This window comes from Aeromonas sp. QDB54, assembly GCF_027707385.1.
In the GTDB taxonomy this organism is placed as follows: domain Bacteria; phylum Pseudomonadota; class Gammaproteobacteria; order Enterobacterales; family Aeromonadaceae; genus Aeromonas; species Aeromonas hydrophila.
On sequence record NZ_JAPCIT010000003.1, the window covers coordinates 211,130 to 223,489 of the forward strand.

Genomic DNA, 12,360 nt, shown 5'->3' on the forward strand with positions numbered 1-12,360 from the left:
GGGCGTTCAGCTTTGGGCCGACAAGGCATCAATATAGGGTTGAATTTCATCGCGGTTCTTTAAAGTGATCTGCTGCGCGAGAGGGTCGGGTGCTTCCTTGGTATGCAAGCCCAAACGCCTCAGCGTGTAATACAAAAACGCTTGGCGGCATGGAAGTTTGACCTGTCCGTCTTCCATTCCATAGTCCAACTCCAGGACTCGTTTCTTGGCAGCGGGCAAATCGGGGTGCGGTGCAAGCACCAGCGTCAAGAGAGTTTGCCAGTGCGAATCTTGGCTGGCGTCCACTTGGCTCGCTTCGAAGCCGTCGATGCGCAGGATTCGGGCGAGGACGAAATCACTGAAGCGCTGGCGTTTGTGGCAAAACGCGCGCATGTGCCAGCGAAAACCGTCATTACCAAGGGCGTGGGGAGACAGCAGACGAACCGATTCGTCCATGGACGTCATGGACTGGTAGCTCACCCAAATGGCTTCCTGCTGCCGAATTGCCCGGACCACTGCTTCGACGGTCTGTTCATTGATCGTGCGCCAGGGGGACGGCGCCCAATCTGCCTCAAGTGCTGAGCCGATAAAGCTGGCCGCAGGCTCGATGACTCCCATCTTGGTGGCCAGCAGCTCCGCTAGATAGTGTTGCGCCGAACTTCGTTGGTAAAGCGGGTGAAAACTCGGCGCTGCCGTGTAGGTCTTGGAACTGCGGTCGTAAGTTAGGTTGCTCGGCGCCAACTCCGTGTACTTGGCAATGTCCAGTGACGCCTGGGGAACCGATATGCCGAAGTGCTCAGTGAGATCCATTCGATTAATGTGCCGTTCCCAGCGCAAACGGAAATCGATGAATTGAAGTCTGCTTTCCAACCCCCAACTTAGCCCTTTGGGCTCAGCAGGATTGGCGGCAGTGACAGAGGGCTCTTGCATCAGTTGCGCCTAAAAAGTAGACGGATATAAAAAATAGTCGTACATTAACTATACGCGATCATCCTTCGGTCGTCTACCCGGAGCCCCAATGCCCACAACCATCACGTTTTTTCCCGTCGACAACGGGGACATGACCCTCATCAAGTTCGGCGACCTCGACGCAACCACCCTGCTGATCGACGTAAACATCAGGCAAGACGCCGACGACCCTGACGGTGAGGCGCGCGATGTCGCCAAGGATCTGCGCGACCGACTGAAGAAAGATGAGAACGGCAGGCCGTATGTCGATGCGTTCCTGCTGAGCCACCCGGACCAGGACCATTGCCGAGGCCTGACGCGGCACTTCCACCTGGGGCCGCTGGACAAGTATCCGGATGACAAGAAGGACGACAAGGACAAGAAGATCGTGATCCGCGAGATATGGTCGTCTCCGATCGTGTTTCGACGCGCCAGCAAGACGCACACCTTGAGTGACGACGCCAAGGCATTCAACACGGAGGCGCGTCGGCGCGTACAGCTGAACCGCGACAAGAATTTCGTCGTCGGGAACGGCGACCGCATTCAGATCATGGGCGAGGACATCGACGGAAAAACCGATGATCTCACCTCGATTGTGCGGAAGGTGGACACGCGCTTCTCGACGATCAATGGCAAGAGTTCCGCATTCTTCTCCGCGATTCTTCTGGCACCCTTGGACGCCCAGGACGACGAAGAAGAGGAAGAGTGCCTGGTCAAGAACCAGTCCAGCGTGATCTTGAACTTCACATTGGCCGCTGATGCTCAGACGCCGGATGGCGCAAAATTCCTTACTGGTGGCGATGCCGAAGTATTTATCTGGAACCGCCAGTGGCAGCGCCACAAGGCCGAAGCCGATGTGCTTGAGTACGACATCATGCAGGCGCCACATCACTGTTCCTGGCATTCGCTGTCCTATGACAGTTGGTCGGACTACCGCGAAAAGGCCAAACTTGATGCCGACGCTCGCAAGGCGCTTTCGCAGACCCGCAACGGTGCCGTCATCGTCGCCAGTTGCAAGCCGATCGCAGACGACGACAGCGATCCGCCCTGCATCCGCGCAAAGCGTGAATACGTAGCAATCGTGGACGAAGTAAAAGGCGACTTTTACTGCACGGGCGAATATCCGAGCGAAAAATCCGTGGAGCCCCTCGTTTTCACCGTCACCGCTCAGGGTGTGCAGCCTCCCTCGAAGAAGGAAGCCGGATCGAAGGCCGCCGCCGTGATCACCTCCGCGCGCGCGCCCATGCCACACGGGGCATCATGACGGGCACCATCGCGGACGCACTGCATCAACTTCAGCGGCACAGGGGCCTTGTCCGCGTTGGCGAGCCAAGGAAAAGTGGTGAATCGACGCAGATTGAAGTCGATGTTGCTGTTGAATTGCCGAGCAGGTCTCGGCGCAATGGCGTATCCGGGACCGGAGTGCGCTCGGTCGAGACATGCGTTCTGGTATTCGGCAGTGACTGGCCCATGTCTGCACCCAAGCCTTTCTTGCGTGCGGACTTCCCACTCAACTTGCCGCACATCAATCCTCATCGCGAAGGCGAGTTGGTCTCGCCTTGTCTGTTCGAGGGATCGTTGGACGAGCTGCTGCATCGGTTTGGTCTGGACGCCATCGTCGATCAGTTGATCGTTTGGTTGCACAAGGCCGCAGCCGGGACGTTGCTGGACCTTGAACAGGGGTGGGAGCCGACTCGTCGAGACAGTTGTCCTTCGACCCTTGTATTCAGTGCCGAGAATGTCGCGGCCGCCGCTCCCGCTGACGGCACGATTTTGGTGGTTCCCGCAGGCTACGTGACGATTGATGGCGGGCTATACGCCATCGTCAATGCCGAACTGACTGCTCAAGTCGATCCTGTGTTCTATCAGGAGGTTCACAACGACAAGTTGGGTAAATGGGGAAATGGCCATACCGCAGCCTTCATTGCGCGGGCTCCAATAACCGACGGCAACCCGCATGTGGTCGGCCACTATCAACCCGAGACGGTTGTCGATCTCGCGACGTTGCTTGATCGAGCAGCGGAACTCGGCGTCGATCGTGACGCTTTGGCTCAAGGCTTGGACGGCTACTATGGACGTTCGATTCTGGATATGCAGCAAGACTCGCGTGGCTGGACGCATGGCTTGTATGCGATTGTGATTCTGACTGTTCAAAGGCCAGCGTCGCTTGTGGGCTCACCGGGGAGAAGTATCGAGGTATTGCCCTACGTGGTGCGCTATGAACTCAACGCTCAATCGCTCCTGGAGCGAAACGCCACGGTTCACCCGGCTTTTCACGCACATGCGTTGTCTCCCGAACTGCTGGCAAGAACGTCCGGCATTCCATCTGCGGCCACATCGCAGCCGCTGGTCTTGCTCGGCTGCGGAAGCGTGGGGTCGAAAATCGCGATGCAACTGGGGCGAGCGGGTTTCGGCTCAATGACCTTCGTCGATAACGAGTCCATGTCGCCTCACAACGCGGCCCGGCATGCACTCATTGAGCGGGCATCGGTGCTGGTCCCACCTCGGAAGTCGGCGCTGATGAAGACGGCCTTTGAGTCGCTGTCGCATCTTCAATCGCAAGCGTTCGACACCGACGCAGTGACTCTCTTGGTCGATGCTGCGCAGTTTGCTGCAACCGTTCCGCAGGATGCGGCCCTCATCGTGGATGCGACAGCCTCACTTCAGGTGTTGGCCGCAGAAACGCAATCAACGGCGCTGAACCAATCCCCTGCGCGGTTGGCACGGATCGTCATGTATGGCCAGGGGCGCTGTGTCGCGGTTTTGCTTGAAGGGCCTGGTCGCGCCGGTCGGGTTGACGATCTTACGGCATTCTTGTTCGAGTGCTGTCGGTTTGTGCCGGAACTGCGGGCGTCGATTGCTGGCGATACGTCTGAGCCGACGCGTATTTTTGTGGGCGACAACTGCCGTTCACTGACGATGCCAATGTCCGATGCCGTTGTTTCGCGTTCTGCTTCATTAGCTGGCCTGCAACTGGAACGCTGGCTCGTTGGCGGACTCCCGAAGGAGGCGACGCTTTGCGCCGGGGTCTCGGATACCGAAGGCCTCGGCATGGCATGGACCAGCACCAGCCTCGGCCCGACCACTGTGCTCAACGTAGCAGACGATGGTGGCTGGAACATTCGGATTCTGCACCCTGTCGTGCAAGCGATCCATGCTGATGCGCTGCGCTGGGGCGCTCTGGAAACAGGTGGAGCCTTGGTCGGTCGTATCTCGTTTGAGAATCGAACCATCACCATTGCTGGCCTCGTGGATGCGCCGCCTGACAGCATTCGGGAGGCCGCCCGCTTCGTCCTTGGGACGAATGGGCTTGTTCAAAATTTGCGCACAGCGAATGGAACCTCTTTGGGGTATCTGGCCTTCATCGGCACTTGGCATAGCCACCCGAAAGGCGGCGCACATTCGGGCATAGACCGAAATACGTTGCGCGGCATCGCCGAGGATGCTGGCGGCCTTCCCGCCGTGTCGTTGGTATGGACTCCGACAGGACTCAGGTGTGCGGTGGATCGCTGGTAAAGGCAAAGCCGCCGGCACTTTCTTGGCATAAAACGAAAGGGATGTATGGCTGACTACTTCGAGATCGATTTTCTTGGCGTCGAAACAGCGAAAAGCGGGGATGCAATCACGCTACGCTATTCGGTGAATGGCACAGAGGGCGTGCACGTCGTTGACGGTGGGTATCTGGATACGGGAGATCAGCTCGTCGAGCACCTGAAGACGTACTATGGAACAACAGTCATCGACCATGTGATCCTCACACACCCCGATCGCGATCACGCCAATGGGCTGCGAAAAGTCCTGGAGCAATGCACAGTCAAAAATCTCTGGATCAACAGGCCGTGGATCTATGCAGATCAGTTGATTGATCGATTCGAGACCTATGAATCAGTTGAAGCACTGAGACGGAAATTGCGCTCCATCTACGATGCCACGGCAATTCTTGAGGATCTTGCGGTTGAGAAGGGAATTCCAATCCATGCCCCTCTTCAGGGGCAGAACATCGGTCCCTTCATGGTGATGGCACCCACACTAGATCGCTACTTCGACCTGATCGTGGACTCCGCGAAGACACCGGAAGCTGTTGAAGAAAGTGCTTTGGATAGCGCGCTGAGCAGCATATTCCGGGTGGTGAAGGCCGCGACCGCCTACATCAAGTCCCTGTGGGGCGAGGAATATTTTCCGCCGGAGCCTACCAGCCGTGAAAATGAAATGAGTGTGGTCCAGTCGGCTGTTCTGAACGGTCATCGTGTCATGCTTACTGGCGATGCCGGGCGTGAAGCGCTGCAAGAGGTTATTGACTACGCGCCTTTTGCCGGACTCGCGTTGCCAGGCATTCGGTATTTCCAGGTGCCTCATCATGGCGGGCGACACAATGTCTCGACTGAAATTCTGGATCAACTGGTTGGTCCACGATTGGACAGCATGCCGGACAAGCATACCTGGAATGCCATTTGCAGTTCTGCCAAAGCCGATGAGGATCACCCGCGGAAGTCCGTAATTCGCGCTGTATTGCACCGGGGTGGGCACTGGGCGGCAACCGAAAGCAAGAATCTCCGCATTGGGGCGGGCATTACCCGCGATGGCTGGGTATCAATTCCTCAAGCAGAGTACCCCGAAGAGCAAGAGAGTTGAGCGGGCAGTTTGAGCGTGACGTGCTGTTCATTGGCTTTCTGCCGCCTACGTTATGAGCGTCCCGGCGTTCCGCCGTCGGACTCGCGGGCTGCGCCCCGCGCCTCATGCCGAGTCGCGGCCACCCGGCTTTGATTCCTGACGCCTCCGGCCTTGCGGGCCTGCGCTTGCCTAACTACCAGGTACTTGCAACCTATGCATGCGATGTCGCTCTCTGAGTTTCCAATTTCTGTGCTTGAACTCCACACATGGCCGTGGTGGCGAAGATTTTGGAATCGACCGCCGGCGCTTGTACGGAAGCGGTGTGAAGCTTGGCGTGAGCTATTGGGGCTCAAGGAGTCGGCAGGAAAAAATGTGCTCCTCAACACCGCAAAATCGAAGATTTTTGATGACTCACGCCGTCGATGGGACATCCTGGACAATCTTAATCGCAGCAACTTTACTTTGCGGAGCCGATTTTCGGGCTTAGCCTCGGGCGCTAAGGAGGCTTTCCAAAGTCCTCATGGATCGCTAGTGCAAGTGACGATGGTGCCTCACTTTGAATGCGACGCAAGCGATATAGAGGGCATCTCCGCAAGCAAGTCGGCAGATATGCCACACGAAAGTGTGGATGTCTTTGGTGCCTACTATATTGATGAGCAGAATCGATATGCCAGAAAAGGAAAGCCCCCGCTCGGACTGGATGATGCGAGCTTAAAAGAGCTTTGTTCTCATGGCGAAATTCGGCTACTGCACGGACGTGGCTCCGACACGTTTAGCGTGCGAGCTTGGGATGGCCGTTTGTTCCTTGACAACAGTGGCGGATCTCACCATCTTGCGGGCGCCGTGCATGTCGCTAAGCGCATTGGCGCGCGCATTCACCTCGCCTCGAAACTCTATCTCTACCAGCGCAACCATTTGACTGTGCAATGGCTGCTCGATGGATTTCATCTGGTATTGCTCCCCAAGGATTTGGCCGGACAGATGCTATGGACTGTGAAGAGCTTGGTAGGTTCTGGTTCGAACATGGAGTTCCCGCCTGTACTGGCCGAAGGCACGCTTTTGGCATTCCCCCGGGGTTCGCAAATCGCCGAGTCCGTGATGGCAGAACTATTGAGTCAGGGGCACCACGATTTGGGCAATGATTTGAGGGAAGCGCTGACTGCGCAACAGCGGTTCTTGACTGAATCGACGGCTCTATGGACAAAGCAATTTTCATCTCCAACCTGCTGACGATGCTCTAAATGCGTGTGGTCACGTCGTTACCTATAGATCGCGAGTTGAAGCTCCACATTTCATAGGAACTTAGCGACAAAAGAGCGTCCCGGCGTTCCGCCGTCGGGCTCGCGGGCTACGCCCCATGCCTCGTACCGAGTCATGGCCATCCGGCTTTGATCCCTGACGCCTCCGGCCCTGTGGGCCTGCGCGCTGCGCTTGCCCATCCGTCGTCTCTGCGGGCGGGGTGTGGGCGGTCTTGCTGTTCCCTTCACCGTATCACGGCGTTCTCGCCGTCAAGGGCTGCGCGCGCCTTGCGCGCTTGCGTCCTGGCGGCCGTCGCTGACCCCTGACCGCTTGCGCTGCGCCGTGCTGAGGCCGGTTCCGGGCAATTCCGCCCGAGCAACCGGAGCATGATCATGTCGCAACTTTCTCTGTCTCTCGATTCCTCGCTGCTGGTGCGTGACGACCAGGGGCGCTATCTGCCGGCGACTGCCGACCAAATTCTGGAAGCTGCGCGGTACGTTATCGACCAGAAAACTCCGCGCGGGACGCTGTTCACTTCGCCGGCGCTGGTCAAGGACTACCTGCGCACCAAGCTGGCCAACTTCGAGCATGAGGTTTTCGCTACGCTGTTCCTCGACAGCCAGAACCGTCTGATCGAATACGTGGAGATGTTTCGCGGCACCATCGACCAGGCATCGGTGTATCCGCGCGAAGTCGTGAAAACGGCACTGCAACACAACGCAGCGGCCGTGATCTTTTCGCACAATCATCCGAGCGGCAATTCCGAGCCGAGCCAGGCGGACAAGCTGCTGACCCAACGCCTCAAGGAAGCCCTGGCGCTGGTGGACGTGCGCACGCTGGATCACATCGTCGTCGGCGGCGAGGCCACTACGTCATTCGCTGAGCGTGGCCTGATCTGACACAGGGGGGCTGCGGCCCCTTTTTTGCTGCGCCCGGTGGCGCAGCTACGGCCCTCGCGGGCCTGCGCTTGCTGAAGACAGGTGTGCGTAGGTGGTGGTGTGAGGCGGTCTTGCTGTTCCCTTCACCGTATCACGGCGTTCTCGCCGTCAAGGGCTGCGCGTGCAAGCACGCTTGCGGCCTCCCGGCCGTCCTTGACCCCTGACCGCTTGCGCTGCGCCGTGCTGGTGACGGTTCCGGGCAATTCCGCCTGTGTAACCGGAGATCGTCATGAACGATAAATCACATGTTTCCCTCGAACAGCACGTTTGCCTGGTCTGCGGCAAAGCGTTCGATACCGGCACCATCCTGCTCGACAAGCGCCTGCGTGCAAGCATGGAGCACCATACGAAGACGGGCTGGGGCCTATGCCCCGAGCACCAGAAGCTGGCCGACGATGGTTTCGTCGCGCTAGTCGAATGCGACCCGCAGCGCAGCGGCTCGCCGGGTGGCCGCCTGAAGCCCGAGCAGGCTTATCGCACGGGCCGGCTGGCGCACCTGAAGCATCATGTGTTCGCCAAGGTGTTCAACGTGCCGATCGAGGCCAACCAGCCTTGCGTCTTCGTTAAGCCGGGCGTCATAGAGCAGCTTGAAGCGATGGTGTCGCCGGCGACGAGCTGATCGCGCTAACAACCCGGCGCGTCGTCCTTTCGGGCGACGCGCCATTCTTTTTGCTGCGCCCGATGCCGATGCCTTCGCGCCCGCGGCGCTTCGCTTGCCTCCAGGGGAAAGCCCTGCGGGCTATCCCCGCCGCGCGATGCTTGGCGCCCCTGGAAGACCGCCGAACCGGCTGCGCCGGATCGGCCAGAAGCCAATCGCAGTCCCAGCAGCAGAAGCAATTTCTCGATGCCTTGTGCATGAGGGCTGTCCTGGGCGTGATGTTCATCGAGCATCGAAGTCAGGGCGTCCCCGGCCAAGAAGACATGGCCGGTCGCGCTGTCGTGCGCGTTGCGCATCGAGCCGCCTGCGGCGTCTCGCCCCTGACGGGCTTCCATCGTTCCCTCGCTCCGCTCGGCTGACGCCTCCGGCCCGGCTTCTAGATCCGGGCCTGCGCGCTTCGCTTGCCGTGCGGTTCGGCACATAGGGATGGCCGTTGCCATGTCCAGCCGTCTTCCCTGACCTCATCACCTTGTCTGCGACTGTAGCCCGCGCCCGTGTGCCGTCAAGGCACGCAGGGCCGTGTCCTCGGCTGCGCCTGCGGGCCGCACCAACCCTGCGCTTGCCTCCTTGACGGCACCCGTTCGCGCGCTCCTGACCGTCGCGGGCGATGAACTCAGGAAAGACGGTGGCAACAGGGCTAACCGGGTTCCTCGTGCCGACCGCACCGAACAGCTGAAAGGCTGGGCTCCGAATCTAGGAATCCGGTGTGCGGTGTGAACAGCAAACCTCTTTTTGTCAGGAGAAAGACCATGCAACTCGCATCCCGTTTCGCTTCCCGTTCCCCGGCACTGCGCAGCGAATACCCGCTGACCGATGACCAGATTCACCGTGTCGCGCCGTCCATCTTCGCGGACGCCCCGCATGAGAGCCGTTCGCAGCGGTACGCCTACATCCCCACCGCCGCCGTGCTGACCGAGCTTCGGAAAGAAGGCTTCCAGCCCTTCATGGTGACGCAGACCCGCGTGCGCGATGAAGGCAAGCGCGAGCACACGAAACACATGATTCGCCTGCGCCACGCCAGCCAGATCAACGGCGCGGAGGCTAACGAAATCGTGCTGCTGAACTCGCATGACGGCACCAGCAGCTATCAGATGCTGGCCGGCATGTTCCGGTTCGTGTGCAGCAATGGTCTTGTCTGCGGCGACACCGTGGCGGACGTGCGCGTGCCCCACAAAGGCGACGTAGCCGGCTCCGTCATCGAAGGCGCTTTCGAGGTGTTGAGCGGCTTCGAGCGGGTGAAGGAATCCCGCGATGCCATGCGCGCGATCACGCTGGACGAAGGCGAGGCCGAAGTGTTCGCCCGTTCCGCGCTGGCCCTCAAGTACGACCCCACCGACAACAAGCCAGCGCCCATCACCGAATCGCAAATCCTGATGCCGCGCCGGTTCGACGACCGCCGCCCGGACTTGTGGAGCGTGTTCAACCGCACCCAAGAAAACCTGACCAAAGGCGGATTGCATGGCCGCAGCGCCAACGGGCGCCGCCAGCAGACCCGCCCGGTGCAAGGCATTGATTCCGATGTGCGCCTCAATCGCGCCCTCTGGATGCTGGCCGATGGCCTGCGCCAGTTGAAAGCCTGAACCCTTCCGATCTTTTACCCGCCGGAGGGGCGGTTCCCCTCCATTCCCTTGTTTCACTTGATTGGAGATACACCATGAACGCCGTTACCACTACCGAAGCCCGCGCCATCCAAGCCCCCGCGCTGGAAGCTGCCGACCCGACCAAGAACCTGATTCTGGTTCCGCTGTCGCGGCTGGTGTTGCGCCCCACGGGCCGCAACGTGCGCAAGACCCCGCGCATGTCCATCCCCGAACTCGCCGCATCCATCCAGCGTGTCGGCCTGCTGCAAAACCTGATCGTGATTGCATCCGCCGATGGCGAGCATTACGAAGTCGTCGCCGGTGGCCGTCGCCTCGCCGCGTTGAAGCTGCTGGCGAAAAAGCACCGCATCAGCAAGGAATGGGAGGTTCCTTGCCTGCTGGTAGCCGATGGCACCGCCCGCACGGCCAGCCTCACCGAGAACGTACAGCGCGAAGCCATGCACCCCGCCGACCAGTTCGAGGCATTCGCCGCGCTGGTGGCCGAAGGCCGGCCCATCGAGGACATTGCGGCGGATTTCAGCGTCACGCCGCTGGTGGTGCAACGCCGCTTGAAGCTGGCGAACGTGTCGCCGCGCCTGATGGCCGACTATCGCGCCGATGCCGTCACGCTCGATCAGTTGATGGCGCTTGCCATCACCGATGACCACGCCGCACAGGAAGCCGCGTTCTACGATGCCCCGCAGTGGCAGCGGCATCCGTCCCACTTGCGCGAACGCCTGACCGAGCGCGAAATCGACGCCTACCGGCATCCGCTGGTGCGGTTCGTAGGGCTGGACACCTACGAAGCCGCAGGCGGTGGCATCCGCCGCGACCTGTTTGCGGAAGGCGATGCGGGCGTGTATCTGACCGATGCCGCGCTGCTGGAACGACTGGCGCAAACCCGGCTGGCAGGCATTGCCGCCAATGTTCGCGCCGAAGGTTGGGCGTGGGTGGATGCCACGCCGGGCGCGACCCATGCCGACCTGCACACCTTCCAACGCGCCCCGAGGGAGCGCCGCGAACCGAACAAGCGCGAAGCCGCACGCATCGAGAAGCTGCAAGCCCGGATGCACGAACTGGCCGAAGCCGTGGATGCCGCATTGGACGCCGACGACGAGGAAAAGGCCGATGCCTTGCAGGAGGAAGGCGAAGCCGTGGGCGAGCAGTTGCAAGCGCTAGAAGATGGCTTGCAAGACTACGGCGCGAACGTGAAGGCCGCAGCCGGAGCCATCGTCACCATCGACCGCAACGGCGAGGCCGTCATTCATCGCGGCCTGATGCGCGAAGCCGAAGCCAAGGCGCTGCGCACACTGGAAAGGATTCGGCAGGGTTTCGGCGGCGAAGGCGAAGCCGCGAACGACGAGGAAGGCGAGGACGGAGACGACGACAGGCAGCCCAAGGCCGCCGCCATGTCCGACCGGCTGGCGCAGAAGTTGAGCGCCCACCGCACCGCCGCGCTGCAAATCGAAGTCGCCCGGCATCCGCAAGCCGCGCTGGCCGCCGTGGTGCATGGCATGGTGCAGACCGTTTTGCAGGGCAGCCACTACGGCCACGACTTGCCGCTGGGCGTAAGCCTCAAAGTGCAAGACCGGCTGGAAGGCATGGCCCCGGACTTGCCCGAATCGCCCGCCGCCGTGGCGCTGCGCGAACTGCAACAGGTGGCGGGCGAAGCCTTGCCGGAGGACAGCGCCGAACTGTTCGCCGTGCTGCTGGCGAAGCCGCAAGATGAACTGGTGCGGCTGCTGGCCGTGTGCGTGGCTTCCACGGTGGACGTGGTGACACCCCGCGCCACGCCGCACCAGCGCGGCGCAGAACTGGCGCAGGCCGTGGGCCTCGACATGGCCGCATGGTGGAAGCCGACCGCAGAAGGCTACTTCAAGCATGTTTCCAAGGCCGTGATTCTGGATGCCGTGGCCGTGTTTGCACCGGATTCTGTAACCCGGCTGGCGAAGTTGAAGAAGGCCGACATTGCCAGCGAGGCCGAGCGGCTGGCCGATGGCACGGGCTGGATGCCCGCCATCTTCAAGGCCGCAGGCCCGCAGGATGCCGTGCAGGAAGAAGGCCCGGAGCAAAACGCCCCGGAGGATGCCGAGGCAATGGCGGATGAACCCGCCGAAGCACTGGCCGCTTGACCCGCACGGAAGGCAAGCGCCCCGGCCTCGACCGGGGCGCTTCGCTGCAAGGAGAAACCCCAATGACCCGCACCACGACCAGCCGCCCACGCATGGCGGCGACCTATGCCCCCGGTACGGTACGCGCCCGCCGCTGGCACGGCGAAGGCGACGTGCGCGGCTACCGTCCGCCTCGCGGCTGGACAGCCCGAGCCGACCTGACCGACTTTCACCCCATCACGGGCCGCGCCTTGCCGCGTGCCGTGTGGTGGATTATCGAAACCAAGGACTAACCC

11 protein-coding genes are annotated in these 12,360 nt (G+C 60.9%); 9 read left to right on the forward strand and 2 right to left on the reverse strand.

The window, feature by feature from the left end:
- Positions 1 to 6: 6 nt before the first annotated feature.
- Positions 7 to 909, reverse strand: coding sequence for a WYL domain-containing protein (locus PG881_RS04485; protein ID WP_014703513.1), 903 nt, complete (start codon positions 907 to 909; stop codon positions 7 to 9).
- Between the two features lie 88 nt (positions 910 to 997).
- Between PG881_RS04485 and PG881_RS04490 the strand changes: the two genes are divergently transcribed.
- From PG881_RS04490 to PG881_RS04515, 6 genes are all read left to right on the forward strand, one after another.
- Positions 998 to 2,191 (forward strand): hypothetical protein, encoded by a 1,194-nt coding sequence (locus PG881_RS04490; protein WP_023110661.1) that lies wholly within the window; start codon positions 998 to 1,000, stop codon positions 2,189 to 2,191.
- Positions 2,188 to 4,443 carry a ThiF family adenylyltransferase gene (locus PG881_RS04495; protein ID WP_014703516.1) on the forward strand — a complete coding sequence of 752 codons (2,256 nt, stop codon included), beginning with the start codon at positions 2,188 to 2,190 and terminating at the stop codon, positions 4,441 to 4,443. The genes PG881_RS04490 and PG881_RS04495 overlap by 4 nt, the downstream gene beginning before the upstream one ends.
- A 45-nt stretch (positions 4,444 to 4,488) precedes the next feature.
- Positions 4,489 to 5,559 (forward strand): ComEC/Rec2 family competence protein, encoded by a 1,071-nt coding sequence (locus PG881_RS04500; RefSeq protein WP_014703517.1) that lies wholly within the window; start codon positions 4,489 to 4,491, stop codon positions 5,557 to 5,559.
- 351 nt (positions 5,560 to 5,910) lie between these two features.
- Positions 5,911 to 6,768 (forward strand): DUF6685 family protein, encoded by an 858-nt coding sequence (locus PG881_RS04505; protein ID WP_270798158.1) that lies wholly within the window; start codon positions 5,911 to 5,913, stop codon positions 6,766 to 6,768.
- A gap of 401 nt (positions 6,769 to 7,169) precedes the next feature.
- The gene (locus PG881_RS04510) at positions 7,170 to 7,676 is read left to right on the forward strand and encodes a JAB domain-containing protein (RefSeq protein ID WP_014703519.1); all 507 of its coding nucleotides are present in this window, start codon (positions 7,170 to 7,172) and stop codon (positions 7,674 to 7,676) included.
- 268 nt (positions 7,677 to 7,944) lie between these two features.
- On the forward strand, positions 7,945 to 8,334 hold the full coding sequence (locus PG881_RS04515; protein WP_014703520.1) for a hypothetical protein: 390 nt from the start codon (positions 7,945 to 7,947) through the stop codon (positions 8,332 to 8,334).
- Between the two features lie 5 nt (positions 8,335 to 8,339).
- Here the strand turns inward: PG881_RS04515 and PG881_RS04520 are convergent, their stop codons facing one another.
- The gene (locus PG881_RS04520; RefSeq protein WP_014703521.1) at positions 8,340 to 8,708 is read right to left on the reverse strand and encodes a hypothetical protein; all 369 of its coding nucleotides are present in this window, start codon (positions 8,706 to 8,708) and stop codon (positions 8,340 to 8,342) included.
- A 414-nt stretch (positions 8,709 to 9,122) separates the two neighbouring features.
- Between PG881_RS04520 and PG881_RS04525 the strand changes: the two genes are divergently transcribed.
- From PG881_RS04525 to PG881_RS04535, 3 genes are all read left to right on the forward strand, one after another.
- On the forward strand, positions 9,123 to 9,953 hold the full coding sequence (locus PG881_RS04525) for a DUF932 domain-containing protein (RefSeq protein WP_023110659.1): 831 nt from the start codon (positions 9,123 to 9,125) through the stop codon (positions 9,951 to 9,953).
- 74 nt (positions 9,954 to 10,027) lie between these two features.
- On the forward strand, positions 10,028 to 12,085 hold the full coding sequence (locus tag PG881_RS04530; RefSeq protein ID WP_014703524.1) for a ParB/RepB/Spo0J family partition protein: 2,058 nt from the start codon (positions 10,028 to 10,030) through the stop codon (positions 12,083 to 12,085).
- Between the two features lie 62 nt (positions 12,086 to 12,147).
- A complete protein-coding gene (locus PG881_RS04535) occupies positions 12,148 to 12,357 on the forward strand; it encodes a hypothetical protein (RefSeq protein WP_023110658.1) in 210 nt (69 codons plus the stop codon).
- Positions 12,358 to 12,360 lie beyond the last annotated feature (3 nt).